Below are 23,007 nucleotides of genomic sequence, written 5' to 3'. Positions count from 1 at the left end.
AGAAAAAAGTGGAGAATTGTTTTTGTCAAATAGATTTAATAATTTATCTCTGCTGAATCCTGATTGGTCATATGTTACTTGATTTAACCCTGCAAAGTTTTGTTTTAAAAGAATAGTTTGGTTAACTAGAGTACTCGTGTTCTACCCCTTTGGCATATTGTTCAAACAACTCAAAAGTATCTTGCTTAGAAGGGGGATGAAAAGAAATCAATTGAGATGTCAGTAGTAAATATGATGTTTCCTTAGAGGAAAGATAGTTCATCCCACCTAATAATTTTGAAGCTTGTGTAGATATTTTTTCTAATACTTTATCGATATGACCGCGTACAAAAAGGGATTCTTGTAACATTAGTTCACTAAATTGATTCCTTTCAAATTTGAAGGCTAGGCCTTCCAACGAACTCATTGCTCCCTCCACTTCCGATACTAATTCAAAAACCTTGTCCATCGGTAAGCGTTCAGATTCAATTACCTTCTCGACAAGTGCAGATGTTACTCCGATATAAGTGGCAATCATAAATAATTCAAACCAGACGAGTCCGTTCATAATAATTGGATCAATATCTTCTTGTCCCCCAGCTCTATAAATTAAATCATCTGAAACGAATACATTTTTCAAAATGACTTCTTCCGTATGAGTACCTTTAAGAATCCAATGACTCCAAAAATCTTTCACTTCTACCCCTTCTGTATCCGCAGGTATAGTAATAACAGCTAGTTCTCCATTCGGAAGCTGAACACTGGCTGTCAGTAGATCCATAGTTCTTGAGTTAGTGCATGGTTTTTTTGAACCGTTAACTATAATTCCCCCAACAGCATTCTCTGCCACGACATTGGGAGTGAAAATATTACTTTCTACACCCTCTGCAAAAGCTGAAGCAAGTAATAAGTTATGTTCTGAAATATTTGTTAAAGCAGATTGTAGATTAGTTTGGTATTTTGCCGCTTCAATTAATGAGGCTATTGAGAATTGGTGCATCATAAAAGAGACAGCAAGGGAAGGCGATCTACTTCCTATCGAACGCTGAATATAAATCGCCTCTAGTGCACTAGCTCCTTTTCCCCCATACTCTTTTGGTATCATAAGAGATGTAATTCCTAAACTCTTTGCCATATCCATATATGTTGTTACGTTTTCCATCTCTCTACTTAATAATGAATCTTGTTTTAATTGATAGTCAAATCCTGAAAAGTATTGATTTAACACCTGTCTTTCTTTTTGTAAAAAAAGGGACATTTTATTTACCTCCAGTAATTTGTTTGTCAAATTAGTTAGATTTTTTTCCTGGTATGAATCCCGTAAGAAGAATAAATGAATTGGCCCACAGCAACCAAGAAGCAAACATTCCATTCATCCGAGCTTCTAAATTTACAAATACATCTGAGAAGTAAATTAACACAACCGCATCAATGAACATACCTGGTAAAGCTATCAAGATAGCCGCTCTAAGTCGTTGCTGCGAGTGTACTTTTTTCCATCGATAAACCGGTAATGTCAGGATCAATATTAAAGGAACTACCAAAATATATGAAGTAACTAGTAGAGTTGGACTTTCAAGAGAGAAAAAGAATTGTCCTGTAAATCTAAAAATGGCTGATGCACCCAACCAAACTAAAAATCCCCAAAATAGAAAAAACATCCTTCATCACACTCCTACATACTTGTTTACATATTATCCATTTTTTTAACCAGTAACAGCTCTATTCCTTCGTACACCTTTTCAATATCTAAATCTTCGACCATAAGCGTTTGAATGGCTAAACCATCAATTAAAGCATTCCATAAGACACTCCAGATTTCTGTTGAAATTCCATAAAGTTCATCGGTCCCAATAAAAGATTGAATTTGTTTTTGAAGAACTTCATTTTCATATTTCAATAAATCTCCCATTTGTCCGCGAACATCATCATTATTTAATCCTGTAGTAATCAACGACAAAAATAAATGATGATAAAAAGAATTTTTGGTGTGTCGCTCATAAGCTGACTGTAGTGCAGTTTTAATCCATTTAAATCCCTGATCTTTTGATTCTTTATTTACATTTTCTAGATGATTCCATGAAGACTCACACATATCATTTACAATCTCAATCATCAGTTTATCCTTGGTTTTAAAATGATAATAAACAGTTCCTTGAGTCACACCAGCGCCTTCTCCCACTGATTTTAACGTAAGCTTATTTATTCCCTTTTCTACGATGCAACGTTTGGCAGATTCAACTAAATCTTCTTTTGTAACAACATTAGGTTCGGCCATTTTAATCTCCTTACTCTTAGTTAGTTATTTAATTAACTAAGAGTTTACATGACCGATGATATGAAGTCAACGCAACTCATCTCAACCATGTTTTTAGTCCTAATTTGGCCGCATTATCTTCATATTATTGTCCATTACCTCCATCGCTACCTTACGTGGCGTACTATTTTTTTCAATACTTTCACTAAGTATCGTTTTAACTACACTTCTGATTCGTGTAGCACATACTTCAAAAACATCGTCAAACTCTGCCTGACCTGTAATCAATAAACCAAATCCGACCGCTGACCCTGCATTTACTACAAAATCAGGTAAAATAAGCTTGTTTTGCTTCATTAAAATTTTTTCAGCGTCCTTTGTAGTTGGTAAATTTGCGCCTTCAACAATAAGTTTAGCTTGTATGGAAGAGGCATTTTCACTATTTATTACATTGGACACGGAAGCAGGAACGAAAATATCAACAGGTAAGGAAAAAATTTTATCTCGATTTAGTTTCTTAAAATTAGTAAGTTGTGAAATGTTAAGGTTTCCTCCGACTCCTTGTAGCGAACGAAGTTCTTCAAAAGAAAAACCTTCATCTCGATAAACGCAATGGTTCACATCACTAATAGCACTTATAGTAGCTCCTTTATTTATTAACAACATAGCAATTCCACTTCCGACAGTACCGAATCCTTGCAGAGCTACTTTTGATTGAGTAAGATCAATATCCGATACAACCGCTGATTCTTCTATCGCCTCTAATAAACCAAATCCAGCAAGATAATCCATAAAATCTTTACTTAGTAAATCATCAACTGTCTTACCAGCAGGTAGTTGAATAGGGATCCCTTTTTTGCTTAAAGTTTCAATAACTAATTCACTTGGGTCAAACTGAATTGATTGATAAACCTTCTTCACGTCACTGCTCGTCAATCCCATGTCTTCTCCAACTAAAATCTTTGTCCTTAATAAGTCTTCAGCCATTTTGGCAAATGCCTGTAATTTGCTGTCCTTATCTTCACTTTCTGGGTCACCCACAATCCCTATTTTCGCTCCACCTAATGGAATTCCCATGATACTATTTTTTTTTGACATAACATGGGCAAGATCACGTATATCATTCATGGTTACACTTTCACTCATTCTTATTCCACCCGTAGCCAAGTTCCCTATGTTGTCAACATAATACGCTAATTATCTTCACTTAAAGTTTTCAGGGAAATTCGCGCTATTACTATCTGCCTTTTTACCTCCGTTCCTATTTTTTCATTATCTTTTACAAATATATATAAATCACACGGAAAACATTAATAAATATGAATGTCTATGTGACATTCGTTGCAAGCTTAACAAGACTACTAAAGGTCCTATCCTTCAACCATCATTTCCTGGCTTCATGAACCTTTAATTGTTTTCCCTTTATTGTCCTATTTTTCATTTCCTGCAATACGATGGTACCTTTCGCATTTAAAATATCAATATAAGTGACATTTTCCTGTATGGTGATAATCCCGATATCATCAGCCGTTATGTCTGGAATGCTTGTGAGGGTCCCAACGAAATCTACAGGTCGCAATTTCTTTTTCTTACCACCATTAAAATAAAGCTTCATTATATTTTCATTTAAAAGATCGCTTTTATCTTTTTTATCCTGCAATGGAGCAATCACTTTTTCTTTGAAGGCTTTGTTTGCTTTCGCAACGTCTGCTTGGTTTGGTACAGATTTAACAGGGATTGAAAAACCTATATATTCTTCAATCGGGGCAACATATTTTTCTTCAACAGAGGTAAAAAAGGTGATTGCTTTTCCTGATTTACCGGCACGTCCAGTTCGTCCGGTTCGATGAACATAGCTTTCTTTTTCAACTGGAATGTCATAATTGATAATTAGGGCAATATTATCTATGTCAATCCCGCGTGCGGCCACATCTGTCGCAATCAGATAGCGAAAGGAACCTCGTTTAAAATCGTTCATGACAGAAAATCTGTCTTCTTGTCTCAGTCCCCCATGAATCTTTTCCGTGGAATAATTTGCTCGTTTTAACTCACTAAATAAGGCATTCACCATTTCTTGTGTCCTGCTAAACACGATGCAGCTATCTGGATTTTCAACAATGGTTACATCTTTAAGAATGGATGATTTCTTTTCTTCGTTTACTTTCAATAAGGAGTGTTCAATCTTATTCGTCGTTATTCCCATACCAGCAACCTCTAGTTTAATCGGATTTTTCATATATTTATTGCAAAGCCGACCTACATCGTCAGGAATCGTAGCGGAATAAATCGAAGTTACTCTTTCTTCTGGAAGTTCTTCTATAATGGATTCGACTTGATCAATGAACCCCATATTAAACATTTCATCGGCTTCATCAATGACGAGGTACTTGATTTTGTCCAAAAGAAGTGTTCCTTTTTTAATATGATCATACACTCTACCCGGTGTACCGACGACTACATGTGTCTTTTGCTTTAACTCTAATTTTTGTTTGTCAAAAGGGTGTTTGCCAAAAACAGCTGCAGCTTTTATTCGCTTAAACCGACCTATATTTATAATATCCTCTTTCACTTGAGCAGCGAGCTCCCGCGTAGGTGTGAGAATTAGTGCCTGCGGTTTATTTTCCTCCCAATCTGCCAATTCACAAATAGGAATCCCAAAGGAAGCAGTTTTACCGCTCCCAGTTTGAGATTTCACAATAAGATCCTGTTTTTTTAATGCAAAAGGAACTACTTTTTCTTGCACTTCCGTTGGATTATCGTATCTTAATTCCGTTAATGCTTGCTTGATACTATCACTTAACTTAAAGTTATTAAAACTTTCCATATTTTTCTCCCTGAGGGCTGTCAGCGCCCGATTTTTGTCGAAAGTAATTTATTGAATTTAGTTTATCTGACCGTTATTAAATTGTCCAATTTTATACTGAACTCCACTCTGCATTATGTATGTGAAGAAAATAAAGCTTTCTGCATCTTTTCGACTAATTTCCCCCGCGTAATATCCCTTATTTTGTCAGTTCATATAGAAAAAACAGGAAAATAGACACATGTTAATATCAGGATGAGTGTTGTATAGTGATTTATTAGAATAAGGAAATAAATAACAAAGGTAGGGAGTTTACATAATGAAAATAATAGTGTCAATTATAGGAGCATTGGGAATAACAGCAATTATTTCTGGTTGTTCTGCTTTCAATGAAGACAACATCTATGAAGAATCAACACAATTAATGGTAGAGGGGTTGGCTGAAGATTCAGAGGATGTGACAGAAGACGACTTGGTAGTAGAAGATGAAGAGTCGGCAAATATTGAAAAAGTAGATGAAGATGGTACGGAATTCAAAATAACTGGTGAGTTGACGGAAAACGATACATATAACTATGATTATATTATTAATGCGTCTATTATTAATGGCGATCAACTTGAAATAAGCTACAGACTTAATGATCAAACAGGTTCATAAAATATCGTTTGAAAATGCCCTCTTATTGTATATGAAAGGGCATTTTCACTTAAGCTAACGGTAAAGTTCCCGTTCACAAAATGTGTGAACCTATCAAACGATCTAGTTTTCGAACATCCACTTTTTTATTCAGATTCAGCTTAAGACGACCAACTTTCGTCCACAACTCCATTTCCGCATTAAGATCAAATGTTCCTCCATTTTCTGAAGAATACATTACAATAGAAGAAAACGGAATCGTATACACTTCCACCTTTTTCCCCGTCATTCCTTGACGATCCGCAATCATGATTCTCTTATTCGTCACTACGGCGACATCTCGTACTGTTTTATAGGCAATCTCTGCTGTTTCTCCTTCCACCAGAACATCCATAATCTCCGCCGGAACTTTCGTTTCTTCATAAAACGTCCACGTCATAATATTGTTTACGTCAGCCATAACTAGAATCCTCCTCCAACAAGATATAACCATTTTACCCTTTTTTTATGAAAGTTCAAAAATAACTGAATTTTCTTGTTAGGTAAACTTACATATATGTAGAAGAAAAGTGTATTTAATGAGAGACTATGGTTAATCAAGAAAACAGGAGGGAACTTCGTGAATAAGTTTAAAAATCCCGGCATTCTGTCATTTTTGAGAATTACTTATGTTGTACTGTTTCGTTAAAAAAAGCTTTTAAACCCGGGAATATTCATCTCCCGGGTTTTTCTTTTTACAGATATCTATAATGCCACCTCCTCCTACAAAACATACCCTTTTCCCTATTTGTATTTTTTTCGGAAAATAACGGAAGATGGACTCTTAAAGATTGAGAAACATGGTAAAATGTAATAAATCAGTCTGGGAGGAATTCTCCATGAGTGAAACAAAGATTAATCAATACGTTGAATTGTTCGAAACATTGAAGAAGGCCATGAAATGGAAGGTATTTGATGACAATATTGTAAAAACAATCGCTTCGGTCTACGTGATGAACGATAAAAAATGGGAAGAGGGCCGTTTTTTTCAGGTGGCCGATGATTTAAAAAAAGAAGCCGGCGCCTTTTCTTCGATGAAATCACATCCCCGGTTCACAATGGCAGCCTTGCTTGACGTAAAGTTTGATCAACCTGCAGAAAAAGTACCTCAGCTTTTTGACGTCTACAACACATTAAAGCAAGAAAAATTCAAAGGTGGGGAGTCCACATACATTGCTGCTGCAAGTCTGTTGACTCAAGACGAGTCCATTCAGGAAACTGCCGAGAAAGCAATGATATTGTATGAAAAAATGAAAAAAGAGCACCCTTTTATAACAGGTGCGAGTGATTATCCTCTTGCAGTTTTACTTGCAATGGAGGAAAAAAACGATATGATTGAGCGAATTGAAAATTATTATGAAGCTTTAGATAAGCAAGGATTTAAAAAAGGTAATGAGTTACAGTTTTTGAGCCATATTCTTTCGCTAGGTAGCGGGGAGAATCCACAACTTTTCATTCAGCGGGCGGTAGAAGTTTCTGATGCTTTCAAAGAGGCTGGAATTAAGTCAAAACCGATGTACTATCCGATGATTGGGATGCTTGCATTGCTTCCTACCGATCTCTTTGACATGCATGACATTCAAACAATGTACGAAAAGCTCACTAACATGAAGCATTTTAAATGGAGTAAAGATATGAATGTACTCATTGCCGGCAGTTTTTTTGTAAATGAAAAACTCGAGCATTCCGGACTCACCGAAACAAGTCTGTATACTACGCTTGAATCCATTCTTCAAGCCCAGCAGGCCGCCATGATTGCAGCCATTACAGGCGCAACAGCCGCTGCATCAAGCAATGGATCGAACTAGTCTCATGGCGTAGTGTCAGCCGAAAACAATGAGGAATCATATGAAAAAGCGGTCCACATCTCACGGTGGACCGACATCGATTCACATTGTGTTTCAATCTCATCCATACCTCACTGACCTTTCTATAAATGGACCTGAATCATTATCTTGATAACGTATTGATCCTCACTGTTCTGTACAACGTTATCATATATAAATTCTTCCAACACATAATCTCCAAGCCTTACATTTAATCGTTCCATTTCTGACAAAAGTCGCTCATATGTACTATGTGAAGTGTTTTCCGCTCCTACATGGTATCCAATTAGAAAGTATCCTTCCCCCATCTTAAAATAGGGACGACCTTTCTTTGGATTTCGCTGAAGCATATACAAATGACTGTAATTAGTGAATTCCCCTTTTAGTATTTGTTCTCGTTTCGTAATACTGCCTATAGGATTTCCTGTATCAAGATAGGATTCGTACAATTCATCAATGAAACCTGCCAATACTTCAAAAAATGTATCATCCGTTATATTTTCTATATTTTCACTTAAATAAAATGTTTGTTCCGGTAATTTTTCGAGTGTAATATTACTAAAATTAAGGTCAGATGCTTTTTGCATCAATTCAATTTTTGTATCGATCATTCTCTCTTTCATTTCAATTTCCTTACGTTGTTTCGCAATCTCTTCTCTCTGTTGATACATCATCGATAAAAATTTTTCTGGCGACTTATTTACTACATAATATCGAATATCACGCAATGACATGCCTAAATCCTTTAACAAATCAATAACAGTGAAAAATTCTAACTGTTGAATGGAGTAATAGCGATATCCTTTTTCATTTTTAAATACAGGGGATAAAAGTCCAATTTGATCGTAATAAAATAATGTCTGTTTGTTTACTTTACAAAGTTTTGCAAATTCCCCTGTGGTGAAATATTTAATATTCTTTTCCTTCATTTTTTCATCACTCCACTCTTGACTATATAGTTACTATATACCATAAGATGATTTTGTAAACAATGGAGTGAAGAGAAGGAGAAAATTTCATGAAACAATCGATCTTTCGTAATAGAACATACATGTTACTTTTAATTGCAGGCATTTTCGCAATTGTTGGCTTTAGTATGTTCCTAACAACTACTACTTGGTATATTATCAATATACTTGGTTCTCCTGGGATCTTAGGACTTGCTTTAATTACAGCTACCGTTCCACGTTTAATTTTGATAACATTTGGTGGCGTTTTGGCTGATAAATACAAAAAAACGACCATTATGTTTAGTACTAACTTGTTGCAGGCCTTTGTTTTATTTAGTATTTATTGGCTTGTGGCAAACGATTCTATGACGCTAGTTTTGTTATTTGTAAGTACAGGTACATTTGGTATGTTAGATGCATTTTTTGGTCCAGCCAGTTCATCTTTGATACCAAAAGTCGTTAAAAAATCACAATTACAACAAGCTAATGCTTACTTTCAAGGCGTTGACCAAATATCTTTTATTATCGGTCCCATCCTAGCGGGGAGTATTATGGAAACAAGTTCTATATCGACAAGTTATTTGGTGGCGACTACTTTAGTACTCGCATCTGCTTTTGTCGTATTTCCACCTTTCATTAAAGAAGTACCAGTTGAGCAAAGTACAAATCAAAATACTATAGAAGACTTCCGTGAAGGTATAGCGTATATGAAATCTTCCCGTTTTTTAGTAATCGGAATTCTTGTATTGATTACATTAAACTTTTTTGTTTTTGGCGGACTAGAGATTGCTATGCCGTTATTAGTTGATCTTCTCGGCGGCACTCCCATTCATTTAAGTTTTATGGAAGTAAGCTTAGGAGTTGGCATGGTTATCGGGACGATGATTATGAGCTTTATTAAAGTGAAACGTAAAGGTTTAACATCTTTAATGGGACTGTTTGCTTCCTTGATATCTCTCATTATCTTTAGCTTTGCGGATAATTTAACAATTTTGACAGCCATATTATTTTTCATTGGATTTTCCATTGCATTCGTGTTTGTTCCATTTTTTACAGCCGTTCAAGAAACTACTGAGAACCGAATCATGGGGCGGGTAATGAGCATTATCTTTTTGGCTATGAATGGGTTTGATCCTATTGCATATGGTGTTGTAAGTGTACTAGCTTCAGCTGGAATGGACATCCAACTAATTTTGTTTGCAGCAGGACTGCTAGGGATGCTGATCGCTATTTGGATATGGTTAAAAGGAAAGGCTTTTGTTAAGGAGTATTGAGAAAAAGTTTATAGGGTTACTTTTTTGTACAATTCGCGGTATAGAATAAAAAAACACCTCAGAAAACAAGAATAACTATATATGACAGATTTCCATCAATTAATTAGTAAATCAAAGAAATAAAGAGAAAATCCTCCTTTTTATACGCTTTCATAATAGATGTTTTCGTTTTCATGATATTTTCATGGATTTGTACATTTGCAATCTTCGTTGTATTATGCGGTAAGAACGTAAGAGATGGAGGAATGCTAAATGAAACACTTCTTCAGCAGTGTACTACATTCAATTTATAAGTCGCAGGAGAAAAAAGCAGAAAAAATTCTTAAAAACAACTTATATATCGACTAACACGCCACAACGAGCTGCCTGTTTTCCGATAAAAGGAAATATGGCAGCCTTTTTTATTTCCTCACACATTGCTTCATTTCATGATTAAGCAGGCCTCCGCCAATCATCTAAGAGTGTATCCTTCAAATCATGTTATATTTTTCAAGTTCATCCACAAACGCTGGGCGACGCTGATATACGTCTATCAATTCGTCCCTCAGCTCATCTGCAGCAGACTGTCCGCACGCTTTCGCCAATTCCTGAATGTGCTTGCAGACGCTGCGATATTTTTTTCGGTCCCTGCTATGTTCGGCCGCTTCTCTAATCACCCCGGCAAACAGGTCCTGCACCGCTTCCGGATAGTCCTCCGCTACATACGGATACAACTTTAAAATACGTCTCGGCTGTTGCCGGCAGTAGTCTAGTATCCGGTCGACCAGACGCTCTTCGGTCAGCACGGTCAGATACGCGGGCATAGGGCGGCCGTTCTGGTCAAAATCATCGAGAATCTTCTGCATCACTTCCTGCCACTCTTCCGGAGCATACAGACGTTTCAAACGCTCATAATGCCGGTCTTCTCCGTCCTGCAGTAATTCCAGCAGTAGCGCTTTCTGTTTTTCCACATTATTGGTCTGTCCATAAACATGTAGCTTGTACTCATTCCACTTCCTGCGCAAATTGGGGCGCGTATCCGTCTGCAGTCCTTTTTCGCATATCTCCAACACTTCTTCATACTCTTTTTTATCCAGCAGACGATCCACCGCTTTTTCACGAAATTCCGGGTACGCCAAGTTCTCAGAAAGATAGGCGTTCACCGCTTCTTCACTGTCGTACATTTCGATAATCTCCAGCTGAATCTTTTTCATTAGCGGCTCGTATACCATAGCCCCCCAGGAATCTTCCGGAAGTTCTTCTAGCAACTGCTTAATTTTCGCTTCGAGCCGGTTGCGCCGTTCCACCGTATCCGACACATATATACATGCCTGCAGGAGACTCGTGCGCCATTCCATCATGTCATCATATCGGGGTTTGACCACTTCGGTGAGCAAAATATGAAATACGCGATCCTTCCCAGTTTCAGAAAGCTTTGTAACCCCAACGGCCGCCGCCTGATGAATCAGAACCAAGCTTTGATGGATGACAAGACCCGGCTCTCCGCCAGAATCATCCGCATAAGCAAGCATATCTACAACTTCGGCGAGTACCACAAGACAGAGCTGCACCGCCTGTTCCGCTTCACCATCTGCCGCTTTCTCTTCGACCTGTTCCAGCACCATATGCGCCCCTTCCAGCGCAGCCGAAACATCATGATATGCGATGAAACCGTCCCGTTCATAAGTTTCGATATAATCCTTCACGAGCTTCCGGGCTGAGGCCACTGGATCCACCGGCGCATCAAAAGCGGCCAGCACCTGCTGCTTAACCTCCGGGTACTCCGTCGCGACCCCGCGCATCAGCTTGGTCAATTCTTCCCGCGACAGAGATGCTAGCGCTGTCTCAAAATCCGGGTGAGCGGCAGCCTCCATTTCCGGATCCTCATCTTTTTTATGTTCCCCTAGCGCTATTAGCGCAGCCGCAGTATGTTCGCAGTAGGACCTCCTAGGAATCTGGCAGTCACAAAACGTCTTCACAATATTTTGTTCATCATCCAAAACAACGTCTACAGTGTAATCCTCTACTCCTTCGACCTCGATGACAAAATGGTTCCGGTTCGGTTCCTGTATTTTTGTCACCAGTTCTTCCACAATATACATCATGCCCCGCGAAAACGTATCCTCATCAATCACGTCTTCGATATCAAAAAGGTGCATTGCCCCTCTTCCTTTCTGGTCCGTTTTCATCTGAATACCTTCATCATAACAGATAAAAAAAGGTTCAATCGGGGTACATCCAGAAATTTTCTTCCTTTTTTTGAAAACTCCTGTTTCATTGGTAGTACATATTATAAAACATATCAGCAGTGAAAAAAGTACACATTACGGAGATTGCCCTTATTTCTGCGTACGAATTATAAACTTGTTTAAAAAATAATAAAATCGTTTAAAATGAGCCTTTTTACTCTGATGTAGAGACGTTTTGAAAGGAATAATCTATGAATCTTGAAATTCTTTTTCATGGTCATATCCGCAAAGCGTTCCGCATCCTGTTCACTGCCATATCCATGGTAATGAAGATCACCAAACTATACAGTAACGGTTGGTTCCTCTGTCATCACTTAAGGTCCTGGAAGGAACATAATTTTTTAAAAAAGATATAAAATTACCAAAGAAGGATAAAAAAATTAACTTAATCTATTATATGTTTATAGTTATCAACATGTAGGAATTTGAGAAATGGAGGATGGTTAAATTGTTCAATACATTTTTACCCTATGTAATAGCAACATCAATATTAGTAACACAACATTACTTATCGATCAGGCCAAAGGGTTTCTGGGGAGCAATCTTACCTTCAGCTTATATTATAACTTTTATATCAGGGGGAATATACGGTTTATATTCATTTTCTAATATTGGTACGGTTTTAGTTATTGGTATGGGAGGAACATCAATGCTGTTGGGAATTTGGTTATCAGGAAGACAAAAAGTAGCTAATAAATATAAGAAAGAATGAAAGAAAGTAGACTTTTGCAAGATTGCCTCGTTATCGTTTTATATTTTATCCTCTATTTCTTATCAAATGTCTAAAACTTAAAACACATTTTACATGTTTTGATAAAAAAGGAAGGTAACAACCAGGGCTTAGGATATCCCTTGGAGGAGGAAATGACAGATCAATGGATTGAAGAGTTTCTCTTTCCGGAAAAAACGATGGAAGGGTCAGGTAGGCAGGCTTGAACTTTGATTATATCCATAAAGAATTAGCTAAGCCAAACGTGGCTCTTTCACTTCTGCACCATGAATATGAAGCTGAATGCCGAGCGAATCAAAAGATACCATATTCATATCGTAGCTTTGCCCGTCACTATAGTAACTATGCAGACAAGTATAAAGCTACGTTACGAATTCGAAGAGAACCAGGTGAAATCATGGAGGTTGATTGGGCAGGTTCAACAACTTTTATCCTTGATAGAGACACTGATCTATATATAACTATGATTCTTAATGAGGCCTTGCTAGATAAACAGCAAAAAGAATGAGAATGATTCCTAGCACTATGAAAAACTTGTATAAAAAATTCCGTTTTCTACGAGAAGCACCAAGAATGGTGAAGAATATGCCAAGGATGAATGACATGATCATTGCATAGAATCCCATTTTATTCATTCCTTTCGAGAGTAATTATTCGTTCATGACGATTGGCTAAATCTAAATCATGAGTCACTGTAATAACAGTAGTATTAAATTCTTTATTCATATCAAAAAGTAGATTGATAATTTTTTCTTTATTTTCTAAGTCTAAAGACGCAGTTGGTTCATCTGATAAAATTCTTTGGGGATTCATAATTACAGCCCTAGCAAAAACAGCTCTAGATCGTTGGCCACCAGAACAAATAAGTGGTTTTTTTCAAAATGGGCTCAATCCCAATTTTATTAATAATTCGTTTAAAGTGATCTTGGACAGTTAGGTCTTTTTCAATGTTAGCATACATAAGCGGCAATTTAATATTATCCTCTATGGTCAAAGAATTAATTAGTGAGGACTCCTGAAGAACAAAACCAATTTTTTGATTACGCCACTCAGCTAGTTTATTTCGTGATAAATCTTTAACAGATGAATCAAAAAGCTTATAGCTCCCTTGATATTGTGTATCAAGTAGACCAATAATATTAAGCAAAGAAGTTTTTCCAACTCCAGACTCCCCTATAATAGAAAGTCTTTCCCCAGGTTCAACTTCCAAATCAAAATCATTTAAGATAGAAAAACCTTTCTATATCCAAAATTATATATTTGAAAAGCAATCCCTTTTTCAATCCTAATTTCTCTATATGTAATATATATTTTACTTTATGTAATTTATAAGTTACAATGAAGAAAATAGTATTAAAGGTGGTTGAATTGAAAAATCGAGTAAAAATGGCTCGGCTCGAAAAGTTAATGACACAACAAAGTTTGGCTGAGCAAGTTAATGTGACAAGACAAACAATAGGTTTAATAGAAAAAGGAGAGTACAATCCTAGTTTAAAGCTATGTTGTAATATAGCCTATGTACTTGAAAAAACATTAGATGATTTGTTTTGGGAGGTTCATTAAAAATGATAAAGTCGTGGTTTTCTGTTTTTTTGCCAGAAGATGAATATAAAAGACAAAAATCTCTTTACTTTTTTGCAGAAGCATCAGTTATTATACCTATTTTCCTGGTAGTGTCTTTATTAATAAATAAATTATTTTTTAGCATTAATTACGAATTTCTAACCATTTTAGCTTTAGGCTTGTTTGGACTTTACATCTTGCTTAGATATTCCATTTCAGGAATAGAATACATTTCCGTGTCAACTAAAGCGGAATTTAATAATAAAAAGAAGAAAACATTTGTACAAAGTATTAATTTCAGTTTTATTTTTGGATTGTTGTACTTAGTATTAGTAGATTTACCAAACTCTAGGGACAATTGGTTTCAGTTCACACTCCTATTAGTTGTAATTTTTATATTGTTTTTTACTATTAATTATATTTCATTGAAGAAATCTTACCAAAAAAATATGGATTTAATGGATTGATAAACAAAAACCCAATAGCATCCATTGAACTGTTCTAGAATTCGTTGAATTCGATAAAAAACACCCCTAAATTCTATCGAAGACAGTGTATATCCGAAGACAAAGCCTTCGTCACAGGTTTTAACACCGATAGAGGGAGCCTCTTATCATTTTGATCATAAACAAGGAAGCCCTGTTTACGGTCACCAATGGGTAGTGACGATGACTGGAACCAAAAATAGACTTTTCCCGTTTGCGATCGATCCTTATGGGAAAGAAGAAGCATCGAATCGTTTCTTCAATAGGGGTATGATAATCCCAGCGGTGATCCTTTTCTTCCCTGCCGAACGGACATAGGGCATGCTATCATAGAGTCATAGGTACTCCAGCCCGTATCATGCAAAAGGAGGGTCATTATTATCATGACAAAAAAACGTTGGATCGTTCTTATCCTGATTACAGTTGCCGCAGCGATTGTGGGGAAAAGCTACTACGATACGAACGTGTTCAAAACAGCACACGTCTCGTTCGCAACCGAGGAACTGCCCTCCAACACATCGATTCGCATGCTTCAGATCAGCGACCTGCATAATAAACAGTTCGGGGAGAGTAACGAGCCGCTCCTTCACGCCGCCGAAGAAGCCGATCCCGACATGATCGTCGTCACAGGTGATCTCATTGATGAAAGTACATCCAGCATGGAGCCGGTGCTGCATCTGATGGAAAAGCTGACCGGAGTGACGGAGAAAATCTATTTTGTCACCGGTAATCACGAATGGGATAACCCGCACAAAGAAACACTTCTCAATGGACTCAAGGAACGCGGTATCACGGTTCTTGGTAATACGCATACACAGGTCGAGATAGACGGGGCCGTCATCAACCTCGTCGGCCTCGATGACCATTATACGAACCACCACAACTTGATTCGGGCATTTCAGGGGATAAATGAAGAGCATTACACCATCCTGCTCTCTCACGCCCCGCTCATCGTAGAAAATAAAACAGCCGCCCGCGCCGATCTTATCCTGAGCGGTCACACCCACGGCGGTCAGATCCGGCTCCCCTTCATCGGCGGAATCGTCTCCCCCGGCGAAGGCTTCTTCCCGCGCTACGACAAAGGAACGTACCGATCCGTCTCCGGCAGCCGGCTCTACATCGACAGCGGCCTCGGCACCAGTGTGATACCGGTGCGATTTCTAAACCAAAGCCAGATGACCGTGGTTACGGTGGAGGCAGAAGAGTGACACTATAAATTGAACTTCTTAACGTTGAAAATGGCAGAAATAATGCATCTCTTTAACGATTTTCATCAATGAGAACCAAAAAGAGGTAAAGCGCTGATTTTTCTTGAATGTATTATACAAGTATTTAAATCTATAATTCTTGGAGGAAGGATTGTGTATGGTTACTTCACATTGGCAAAGACAAGATGTGACGGAGGACTATTTGGAAAATGTTAGAGGAGGAATACCTTTTGGAGCGGAGCAAGCTAAGATCATGCTTCAAGTGATTCATCATTTTAATCCTTATCCTCGTAAAGTTATTGATTTGGGTTGTGGGAATGGATTTTTGGCTAAAATCATACTAAAATCATTTCCTGATGCTTCAGCTATTTTGTTAGATCATTCGAAACCAATGATTGAATCAGCCAAGGAAAATATGAAAATCTATAATAAACGTTGCGATATCATACTAGACGACTTTCATTCTATTGATGAACTGGCGGATTCTCATTCCGTAGACTGCATTGTTTCGGGATTCGCTATACATCACCTTCCCCATTCTCAGAAAAAACAGCTTTATAACAAAATATATCATTTATTGTCCAAAGGCGGCATTTTCATTAATATGGAGCATACCGCTTCAGCCACTGCAGAATTAGAAACATTATATGATGAACTGTTTATAGATCATTTATCAAATTATAATCAGAAAGACAGAGAAACAGTGGCAAAAGAGTATCATAGTCGCCCCGATAAAGAGGATAATATTTTGGAAACAGTAACGGTTCAACTCGATTGGCTTAAAGATATCGGCTTTAAACATACGGACTGTTACTTTAAATGGTTTGAACTTGCTATATTCGGAGGCGTAAAAAGAGAGAAATCTTAGGCTTCGTTTTCCTTTTTGGAATTGCTTAACAGATTTATCTCCGTCGACGCTACTTCCACTCCATTAACATATAGACCAATACGATGTGATCCGGGGTAATGTTTTCGAGTAGAAAGGTCCGCCCAACTGTGTGTCCGTTCCCCTGTCATCGTAGCTCCACCTTGGACTTTTTTATCTGAAAGCAGGAACAATTTTCGAGATGTATGTTGACGGGACTTCACAAAATAAATACCGTATTCCACTCGGACTTTCACAGCGTTTCCCTCTTGTACCCTTATATCATATTGAAGTGTACTGCTTTGTCCAATCGTTATATCGCTTGCATTCATGGTAATTGTTGCATCCTTCACTTCTACAGGAGGATAACCAAAAAGTTCCATGATCTCAGGATCAGCTTTTCTAATTAAGGTACGGCTGCCGTGTCGTAAAATCCAGTCCGTACCGGGACTTCTATTTTTCCACTTTCGCACCATGCCAACGACAACATTTGGGTTATCTTTTGCAATATCATTGAGGTTATTAGCAACGCTTTTTTGTACATAAGAAGAGCTGTCATCCATAAGATTTTCCAAAATAGGGAGGACAGGTTGTGGATTCTGCTTATACAATGGCAGGGATTGTCCCCAAGGTAGCCTTGGCCGGCACCCTTCACTTGCCAATCTTCTCACATGTTCATTCGGATGTTCTGACCATTCCAACATCTGATTCATCATTCTCTCAGGGTCTTTTAAAATAAAAGCCCGTACCGCAAATTCGGCTGATGATTTTGACGTAAATCGTTCTAACGCCGCCATCGAATTCTCCCAGTTCTCTTCCTCCAACCCATAGACTTCTACAAAATCAGGAAAAAATAAATAACGAAGCCCGTTACATTCTTCATCTATTTTATAAAGAACTGCAAGAGCGTCCTTGAAATCGGGAGGCAAATGTTCTCCTAAAACTGTACTAATGCGGCGTATTCTTTTTTTAAACGCGATGGATTCCCAATCGTTTGCCACCACAGCATCCACAAAGTTGTCGACATCCAAAAGGGGATAAACCTTGTGAACCTTTCTGCCAAAGGAATATAAAAATTCGGTGCTAAACCCATCTTTTAATAAATCAGCCACCTTACATAACTCCTTTTTAACGTTTACTAGATGTTAGTTTATCAGCATCAGTTGAGACTTATATTCCAATACGAGAGCTATTATTCATCTAGTTTCGAAAGTTCGATAATCTCGCACTGATACTCTTCTTCCAATTTCCATATTAGTCCATGATTCATCCAAAACGCACCAGTAGCCGTTGTACCCTCAGAGCAGTAATATCGAGCATTTTTATCGAGACCTTTCAACTTCACTCGAACAGGATGAGGACCGAAAGATAAGCCGTTTTCCAAAAGGAATACAACAGAACGACTGCCCTCTTCACTAACATACTGCACAATTTCCGTTTCCTTCTTTGGATGAGAAGCTGTTAAACGGTAAGTAAGCCCATCCTGAATCACCGGCCGGATGTGTTTATAAAAAGTAATCCAGCGAGCTGCCTTTTCCTTTTCTGCCTTCGTCCATTCATGCAGATTCCCCCCAATACCAAGACCGCCCATCATAGCGGAATGAAAGCGGTATTTCAAAGGAACGGTGCGCTTATTCAGCCAGTTAGGGGTATCCGTAACCCAGCACATCATAGTTTTCTGGTGATAAGCATAGGAACATCCGCGCTGAATGGAAAGCCGGTCCCGGGGATCGGTGTTATCGCTTGTCCAGAACTGATCCGTCCGCTGCAGAACACCGAGATCAATACGACCGCCGCCCCCAGAACAGGTTTCCACCAGCACGTGCGGATAAGCATACTTGATGTAGTCAAACACGTCATACAGTCCTTCGACATGTTCATGCCATAACTGCTTCTGCTCTTCCACTCCAGCGCCCATCCGGCCAACTTCAGACAACGAGCGGTTCATGTCCCATTTAATAAAGGAAATATCACTGCTTCCCAAGAGCTGATCGAGCACTTTTTTTACATAAGCACGTACGTCTTCCCTGCCAAACTGAAGCACTAATTGATTCCGGGCTGTCGTCTGATCCTGTGTCGCAAAATGATACACCCACTCCGGGTGCTCTTGAAACAAGCGACTGTCTTCGTTGACCATTTCCGGCTCCAGCCAAATACCAAAATCCATCCCTTTTTCTTTCACATATGAAATCAATGGGTCGAGGCCGTTCGGAAATTTATCATGATTCACTTCCCAGTCTCCAAGGCTTGAATCATCCGAATTTCGTTTTCCAAACCATCCGTCATCCACAACGAAAAGTTCACAGCCGATAGCTGCTGCTTCATCTGCCAATTTTTTTTGGTTTTCCTCAGAAACATCAAAGTACGTTGCTTCCCAGGAATTATATAACACTTTTCGTGTTGCATCCCTGAACTTCTTTGGCAATATATGATTTCTCTGAAAACGGTGAGCTTGATGACTCATACCCGTAAAGCCTTTTGATGTATAACCGAGATAAAACACCGGTGTTTGAAACTTCTCCTCCGGTTGAAGCACCTTCATAAAATCAAAATCATTAATGCCGCCGCACACATGCACAAATCCATGGGAATCTTTTTCTACATGAATATCCCAATTACCGGAATAGGCAAGATGACCGAACCACACTTCTCCACTGTCCTCTCCGGCTCCTTGATCAAGCGCAAACCAAGGATTAGCCTGATGAGAAGTGTTTCCTCGACGACTGTCGATCGTTTTCCGCCCTTCGTGGACCTCTTCATGAATAAGCTGAAACTCTCCAACCCACTTCCCTGCAAGATGGCTAAAATTGTACATTTGTGCAGGTGGAAAAGAGACCTGCATAGAACGGGCCGCTTCTATATGTAGGGCTTCTCCGTTAACATTTGTAATCGTCTGACATCTGGCGATTATGTCATCTTGCTCAAACACTTCATACTTTAACTCCACTTGATATCGGCCAAGGGACTCCTGAAGCTTGAGAGAAACTTGTTGTTTTTCTGAATCTTTGGCGTCTATATGCAGACCAGCGTATTCCCACTTAAACCCTCGTTCTCCAGATTCAGAAGAAGTTTTAAGGGTCGGTTCTGTATAAACCATTTCTCCCCATGGAATATAATCATATCCCATTACTCCACGCGTCGCTTCAAAAGAAGAGTGCGGAATGACAAGTGATTGCAGCGCTTCGTAATCCACTTTTGTCGAAAGTTTTTCGCCCCAATAAACATGCTGCAGATGACCATGTTTATGGACATCAATGACATACGCCGTCTCTTTGGTTTCCAACACAAGGCGCTGTTCTTTCTTTAACTGAAAAATACTCATTTAGCTCCATCTCCTGTTATTCTATTCGATCCTCTGCCGCCAGCATCATCCGCTCCTGAAAATATTCCTTGTGCGATCCTCTTTGCTCTACTCGCGTGTTATTTTTTTAAGATTGCCGGATCTTTAATTCACTACTCAAATACACTTTCTTCGGAACCTTCCGTTCTTCCTGGATGCGCTCCAGTGCAAGATCTACTGCCGTTTCCCCCATGAGCTCGGTATAAATTTTAACGGAGCTGAGCGGAGGAAAGAGATATTTCGAAACCGTGATATCATTCACTCCGATCAGGCTGACGTCATCAGGAACTTTTATACCCGATTCATGCAGGGCACGCAGACAACCGACAGCCATCGGATCATTCGCTACATAAAAGGCACCCGGGAGCTCTTCCCCCAGCGTGCGTATTGCTTTTTTCATCTGCTGGTACCCGGAGTCTACGGAAAAATCGGAGACAAAAATGAACTTCTCTTGGAGCAGGTCGAGTTCAGCCATATAAGATCTGTAATACCGCTCCCTTAAATCTGTCATCGGTTCCGTCGTATCTTTGAATGTTTCATAGCCGCCGATAAACCCAATTTCTATGTATCCCTGTTTCACGTAGTGATCGATAATCATTTTAGAAATACGCTCGAAATCTACCAAAACGGCGTCGGATGCTGTTTCATCGGGATTTGAATCTACAAACACTATCTTTTTCTCCAACTTTTTCAAGGCTCGAACCTGATCTTGATTAAAGTGGCCGACCGCAATGATCCCTTCCACATCTGTTTCAATTTGTTCCAATTCGTCTTCCCTATACTTCACCAATGTCACATTCGACATGTCGGCTCTTTTTTCAATACCAAAGCGGATAGCCATGTAATAAATATCATCGAGCTCTTCCTGATCATTCACCCAATGCAAAAAAGCAATTTTACAAATCTCTGTTTTTTTTCCGCGGACTTTATGGTAAGAAAGTTCTTCTGCAGCTTCAAATATTTTTTTCTTAGTATTATCTGCCACCGATAAAGCTTTATCATAGTTAAGTACCCTTGATACGGTGGAGGGGGATACCCCTGCTCGGTTTGCAATTTCTTTGATCGTAGCCATGTTTTCTCCTTTCCATGCCCCAACATTTATCCGATATCCGGCTCGGGGACGAGGGACAGCGATGGTGTAGAATGTCCTTCCAATTCTAAAACCTGTATTTTATTATCCCCTTCCTGCAGCAATGGACCAGGAAGATACAAGGTTTTTTGAGGGCCTATTTCCCAGTAGCGCCCCAGGTTGAACCCATTAATCAAGACATTTCCCTTTTTCCATCCGTCTAACCGGACAAAGGTGTCAGCAGGTGTCTCCACTGAAAAGCTCCCTTCAAAAAATTTCGGGAATCGTGCATCTTTCTGATGTTGAAAGTCCAGCACGGGATCTTCCAGCTCAATGGAGTACATTTCCCAGTCAAACGTATACCTGTTTCCAATCCATACGTTTTGAATAAGCCCTTTTCTCTCGGATAAATATTTTCCATAGTTGACTCTTCCCATATTCTCTATAAAGATTTCGAGCGTATTGCTCTCCTCTGAAAAAAAGAGGTCCACCACTTTTTTTGTATCATTTCGGTAGTAAGTATATTGATAAACTCCGTTAATATACAGAAAGGCGCGGTCCTGAATGGCATCCAGTTCTACCGAAAATATTCCCTTTCCTTCAAATGTTGTTCGATAAAGCACAAATCCGTAAGACTGGTCTAATTCTTCCATGGATAGCGGAAATACATTTGTTTTCCGTGTTGAAATGGTGTCAATGGTATCAAACAGACTGACGGATTGTGTCAGTTCGACCTTACGCTCCGAAAGCCGCGCAGGCTTTTCTTCCGAAACCTTTTCGACTGCCTGTCCTTCTCCCTCCAAAATATGCTGTACCGTTCTGAACTTTTCAGTAATCTCTCCAGACTCGGTCAGCAGCGCATCATAATCATAGCTCGTAATCGTCGGCTCGTATGTCTCATAGTGATTTGCTCCGTTATAAAACTGAAAATTGGTGCCACCGTGAAACATGTAAAAATTTACGGATGCATCCTGCTTCAACATCCGTTTCAATACGTCGCCGGTGCTTTCCGCGTCGCGGGTATGATGCGGATGCCCCCAAGCATCAAACCAGCCAATCCAGTATTCCATACACATGCGGGCTTCTCCGGGTTTCCACTTCTCCAGCTCCTGAAACGCTTCTTCCGGACGAGAACCGAAATTCAATGTTGTCCACTCATCACGAAGAGAACCCGGTTTTATCATATCCGGCCCGTCTGAAGTAAACAGCAGCTCCCGGATACCATGCTCATGATACATGCAACGGATTGCCTCTAAATATGCTTTGTCATCCCCATACGCTCCGTACTCATTCTCTATTTGAAACGCGATCACCGGTCCGCCCTCGGAGTACTGATATTTCTTCAATACCGGAAGCAAGTGATCATAATACTCCTCTAAATGTAATAAAAATACTGGATCTGAGCAACGGAAGTGAAGCCCGGAGTCTTTCAACAGCCATGCGGGAAGTCCGCCCATCTCCCATTCTGCACAAATATAAGGCGAGGGACGCAAAATAACGTACAAGCCGAGTTCGTCAGCCAGCTGAATGAATCCTTCTATATTGCGCATCCCTCCAAAGGTAATCATTCCTTTTTTCGGCTCGTGAAAGTTCCACGGTATATACGTTTCTACCGTATTGAACCCACCTGCTTTTAATTTTTTCAGACGGTTCCGCCAATGTCCTTCCACGATGCGGAAATAGTGAATGCTTCCGGATATTATCCGGAAGGGCTTCCCATTTAAGTACAAACTTCCTTCTTTTGTTTCAAGCAT

General features: G+C 39.1%; 23 protein-coding genes. 9 read left to right on the top strand and 14 right to left on the bottom strand.

What is annotated here, in order from left to right:
* Positions 1–121: 121 nt before the first annotated feature.
* The 5 genes from J2S78_RS15105 to J2S78_RS15085 form a co-directional block, all read right to left on the bottom strand.
* Complete coding sequence (locus J2S78_RS15105) at positions 122–1,237, bottom strand: acyl-CoA dehydrogenase family protein (RefSeq protein WP_306899898.1); 1,116 nt, start codon at positions 1,235–1,237, stop codon at positions 122–124.
* Positions 1,238–1,268: 31 nt separating this feature from the next.
* A complete protein-coding gene (locus J2S78_RS15100) occupies positions 1,269–1,640 on the bottom strand; it encodes a DUF5367 domain-containing protein (RefSeq protein WP_306899897.1) in 372 nt (123 codons plus the stop codon).
* Between the two features lie 26 nt (positions 1,641–1,666).
* Complete coding sequence (locus tag J2S78_RS15095) at positions 1,667–2,257, bottom strand: TetR/AcrR family transcriptional regulator (protein WP_306899895.1); 591 nt, start codon at positions 2,255–2,257, stop codon at positions 1,667–1,669.
* 99 nt (positions 2,258–2,356) lie between these two features.
* The gene (locus tag J2S78_RS15090) at positions 2,357–3,403 is read right to left on the bottom strand and encodes a Glu/Leu/Phe/Val dehydrogenase dimerization domain-containing protein (protein ID WP_306899894.1); all 1,047 of its coding nucleotides are present in this window, start codon (positions 3,401–3,403) and stop codon (positions 2,357–2,359) included.
* A gap of 217 nt (positions 3,404–3,620) precedes the next feature.
* Positions 3,621–5,060 carry a DEAD/DEAH box helicase gene (locus tag J2S78_RS15085; RefSeq protein ID WP_306899893.1) on the bottom strand — a complete coding sequence of 480 codons (1,440 nt, stop codon included), beginning with the start codon at positions 5,058–5,060 and terminating at the stop codon, positions 3,621–3,623.
* Between the two features lie 298 nt (positions 5,061–5,358).
* Here J2S78_RS15085 and J2S78_RS15080 point away from each other — a divergent pair, with 298 nt between their 5' ends.
* Positions 5,359–5,697 (top strand): hypothetical protein, encoded by a 339-nt coding sequence (locus J2S78_RS15080; protein ID WP_306899891.1) that lies wholly within the window; start codon positions 5,359–5,361, stop codon positions 5,695–5,697.
* 73 nt (positions 5,698–5,770) lie between these two features.
* On the opposite strand, the gene J2S78_RS15075 is transcribed toward J2S78_RS15080, so the two are convergent.
* Positions 5,771–6,136 (bottom strand): PH domain-containing protein, encoded by a 366-nt coding sequence (locus J2S78_RS15075; protein WP_306899889.1) that lies wholly within the window; start codon positions 6,134–6,136, stop codon positions 5,771–5,773.
* Between the two features lie 418 nt (positions 6,137–6,554).
* Here J2S78_RS15075 and J2S78_RS15070 point away from each other — a divergent pair, with 418 nt between their 5' ends.
* Complete coding sequence (locus tag J2S78_RS15070; protein WP_306899887.1) at positions 6,555–7,523, top strand: DUF4003 family protein; 969 nt, start codon at positions 6,555–6,557, stop codon at positions 7,521–7,523.
* A gap of 122 nt (positions 7,524–7,645) precedes the next feature.
* Here J2S78_RS15070 and J2S78_RS15065 read toward each other — a convergent pair whose 3' ends face one another.
* Positions 7,646–8,470: a MerR family transcriptional regulator gene (locus tag J2S78_RS15065; protein ID WP_306899885.1), complete on the bottom strand. Its 825-nt coding sequence runs from the start codon at positions 8,468–8,470 to the stop codon at positions 7,646–7,648.
* Between the two features lie 89 nt (positions 8,471–8,559).
* Between J2S78_RS15065 and J2S78_RS15060 the strand changes: the two genes are divergently transcribed.
* Positions 8,560–9,765 (top strand): MFS transporter, encoded by a 1,206-nt coding sequence (locus tag J2S78_RS15060; protein WP_306899883.1) that lies wholly within the window; start codon positions 8,560–8,562, stop codon positions 9,763–9,765.
* A gap of 470 nt (positions 9,766–10,235) precedes the next feature.
* On the opposite strand, the gene J2S78_RS15055 is transcribed toward J2S78_RS15060, so the two are convergent.
* Positions 10,236–11,933, bottom strand: coding sequence for an SWIM zinc finger family protein (locus J2S78_RS15055; RefSeq protein ID WP_306899882.1), 1,698 nt, complete (start codon positions 11,931–11,933; stop codon positions 10,236–10,238).
* A 508-nt stretch (positions 11,934–12,441) separates the two neighbouring features.
* Here J2S78_RS15055 and J2S78_RS15050 point away from each other — a divergent pair.
* Both J2S78_RS15050 and J2S78_RS15045 read left to right on the top strand, forming a co-directional pair.
* On the top strand, positions 12,442–12,705 hold the full coding sequence (locus J2S78_RS15050) for a hypothetical protein (protein WP_306899880.1): 264 nt from the start codon (positions 12,442–12,444) through the stop codon (positions 12,703–12,705).
* A gap of 220 nt (positions 12,706–12,925) precedes the next feature.
* The gene (locus J2S78_RS15045) at positions 12,926–13,231 is read left to right on the top strand and encodes a hypothetical protein (protein WP_306899879.1); all 306 of its coding nucleotides are present in this window, start codon (positions 12,926–12,928) and stop codon (positions 13,229–13,231) included.
* Positions 13,232–13,350: 119 nt separating this feature from the next.
* On the opposite strand, the gene J2S78_RS15040 is transcribed toward J2S78_RS15045, so the two are convergent.
* On the bottom strand, positions 13,351–13,536 hold the full coding sequence (locus J2S78_RS15040) for a P-loop NTPase family protein (RefSeq protein WP_306899878.1): 186 nt from the start codon (positions 13,534–13,536) through the stop codon (positions 13,351–13,353).
* A 25-nt stretch (positions 13,537–13,561) separates the two neighbouring features.
* Positions 13,562–13,933, bottom strand: coding sequence for an ATP-binding cassette domain-containing protein (locus J2S78_RS15035; RefSeq protein WP_306899876.1), 372 nt, complete (start codon positions 13,931–13,933; stop codon positions 13,562–13,564).
* 158 nt (positions 13,934–14,091) lie between these two features.
* Here J2S78_RS15035 and J2S78_RS15030 point away from each other — a divergent pair, with 158 nt between their 5' ends.
* From J2S78_RS15030 to J2S78_RS15015, 4 genes are all read left to right on the top strand, one after another.
* The gene (locus J2S78_RS15030; protein ID WP_125560962.1) at positions 14,092–14,286 is read left to right on the top strand and encodes a helix-turn-helix transcriptional regulator; all 195 of its coding nucleotides are present in this window, start codon (positions 14,092–14,094) and stop codon (positions 14,284–14,286) included.
* Positions 14,287–14,288: 2 nt separating this feature from the next.
* Positions 14,289–14,753, top strand: a complete 465-nt coding sequence (locus J2S78_RS15025; RefSeq protein ID WP_306899874.1) for a hypothetical protein — start codon at positions 14,289–14,291, stop codon at positions 14,751–14,753.
* A gap of 401 nt (positions 14,754–15,154) precedes the next feature.
* Positions 15,155–15,979 carry a metallophosphoesterase gene (locus tag J2S78_RS15020; RefSeq protein ID WP_306899873.1) on the top strand — a complete coding sequence of 275 codons (825 nt, stop codon included), beginning with the start codon at positions 15,155–15,157 and terminating at the stop codon, positions 15,977–15,979.
* 157 nt (positions 15,980–16,136) lie between these two features.
* Complete coding sequence (locus J2S78_RS15015; RefSeq protein ID WP_306899872.1) at positions 16,137–16,847, top strand: class I SAM-dependent methyltransferase; 711 nt, start codon at positions 16,137–16,139, stop codon at positions 16,845–16,847.
* Here J2S78_RS15015 and J2S78_RS15010 read toward each other — a convergent pair.
* From J2S78_RS15010 to J2S78_RS14995, 4 genes are all read right to left on the bottom strand, one after another.
* Complete coding sequence (locus J2S78_RS15010; protein ID WP_306899869.1) at positions 16,844–17,956, bottom strand: DNA alkylation repair protein; 1,113 nt, start codon at positions 17,954–17,956, stop codon at positions 16,844–16,846. The genes J2S78_RS15015 and J2S78_RS15010 overlap by 4 nt on opposite strands.
* 80 nt (positions 17,957–18,036) lie before the next feature.
* Positions 18,037–20,166: an alpha-galactosidase gene (locus J2S78_RS15005; protein ID WP_306899867.1), complete on the bottom strand. Its 2,130-nt coding sequence runs from the start codon at positions 20,164–20,166 to the stop codon at positions 18,037–18,039.
* A gap of 106 nt (positions 20,167–20,272) precedes the next feature.
* Positions 20,273–21,256 carry a LacI family DNA-binding transcriptional regulator gene (locus J2S78_RS15000; protein ID WP_306899865.1) on the bottom strand — a complete coding sequence of 328 codons (984 nt, stop codon included), beginning with the start codon at positions 21,254–21,256 and terminating at the stop codon, positions 20,273–20,275.
* Positions 21,257–21,282: 26 nt separating this feature from the next.
* Complete coding sequence (locus J2S78_RS14995) at positions 21,283–23,007, bottom strand: glycoside hydrolase family 35 protein (protein WP_306899863.1); 1,725 nt, start codon at positions 23,005–23,007, stop codon at positions 21,283–21,285.

The sequence above is a fragment of the Salibacterium salarium genome (assembly GCF_030813635.1).
Taxonomy (GTDB): domain Bacteria; phylum Bacillota; class Bacilli; order Bacillales; family Marinococcaceae; genus Salibacterium; species Salibacterium salarium.
Note: the sequence above shows the minus strand (reverse complement) of the source record. Positions and strands in the feature narration are given on the sequence as shown.

What these genes read in the sequence shown, in the direction of transcription:
- J2S78_RS15015 (WP_306899872.1), top strand. Translation starts at nt 16,137, where the DNA reads ATGGTTACTTCACATTGGCAAAGACAAGATGTGACGGAGGACTATTTG.
- J2S78_RS15095 (WP_306899895.1), bottom strand. Translation starts at nt 2,257, where the DNA reads ATGGCCGAACCTAATGTTGTTACAAAAGAAGATTTAGTTGAATCTGCC.
- J2S78_RS15055 (WP_306899882.1), bottom strand. Translation starts at nt 11,933, where the DNA reads ATGAAAACGGACCAGAAAGGAAGAGGGGCAATGCACCTTTTTGATATC.
- J2S78_RS15025 (WP_306899874.1), top strand. Translation starts at nt 14,289, where the DNA reads ATGATAAAGTCGTGGTTTTCTGTTTTTTTGCCAGAAGATGAATATAAA.
- J2S78_RS15000 (WP_306899865.1), bottom strand. Translation starts at nt 21,256, where the DNA reads ATGGCTACGATCAAAGAAATTGCAAACCGAGCAGGGGTATCCCCCTCC.
- J2S78_RS15105 (WP_306899898.1), bottom strand. Translation starts at nt 1,237, where the DNA reads ATGTCCCTTTTTTTACAAAAAGAAAGACAGGTGTTAAATCAATACTTT.
- J2S78_RS14995 (WP_306899863.1), bottom strand. Translation starts at nt 23,007, where the DNA reads ATGCTTGAAACAAAAGAAGGAAGTTTGTACTTAAATGGGAAGCCCTTC.
- J2S78_RS15080 (WP_306899891.1), top strand. Translation starts at nt 5,359, where the DNA reads ATGAAAATAATAGTGTCAATTATAGGAGCATTGGGAATAACAGCAATT.
- J2S78_RS15005 (WP_306899867.1), bottom strand. Translation starts at nt 20,166, where the DNA reads ATGAGTATTTTTCAGTTAAAGAAAGAACAGCGCCTTGTGTTGGAAACC.
- J2S78_RS15020 (WP_306899873.1), top strand. Translation starts at nt 15,155, where the DNA reads ATGACAAAAAAACGTTGGATCGTTCTTATCCTGATTACAGTTGCCGCA.
- J2S78_RS15070 (WP_306899887.1), top strand. Translation starts at nt 6,555, where the DNA reads ATGAGTGAAACAAAGATTAATCAATACGTTGAATTGTTCGAAACATTG.
- J2S78_RS15085 (WP_306899893.1), bottom strand. Translation starts at nt 5,060, where the DNA reads ATGGAAAGTTTTAATAACTTTAAGTTAAGTGATAGTATCAAGCAAGCA.
- J2S78_RS15100 (WP_306899897.1), bottom strand. Translation starts at nt 1,640, where the DNA reads ATGTTTTTTCTATTTTGGGGATTTTTAGTTTGGTTGGGTGCATCAGCC.
- J2S78_RS15060 (WP_306899883.1), top strand. Translation starts at nt 8,560, where the DNA reads ATGAAACAATCGATCTTTCGTAATAGAACATACATGTTACTTTTAATT.
- J2S78_RS15065 (WP_306899885.1), bottom strand. Translation starts at nt 8,470, where the DNA reads ATGAAGGAAAAGAATATTAAATATTTCACCACAGGGGAATTTGCAAAA.
- J2S78_RS15075 (WP_306899889.1), bottom strand. Translation starts at nt 6,136, where the DNA reads ATGGCTGACGTAAACAATATTATGACGTGGACGTTTTATGAAGAAACG.
- J2S78_RS15040 (WP_306899878.1), bottom strand. Translation starts at nt 13,536, where the DNA reads ATGAATCCCCAAAGAATTTTATCAGATGAACCAACTGCGTCTTTAGAC.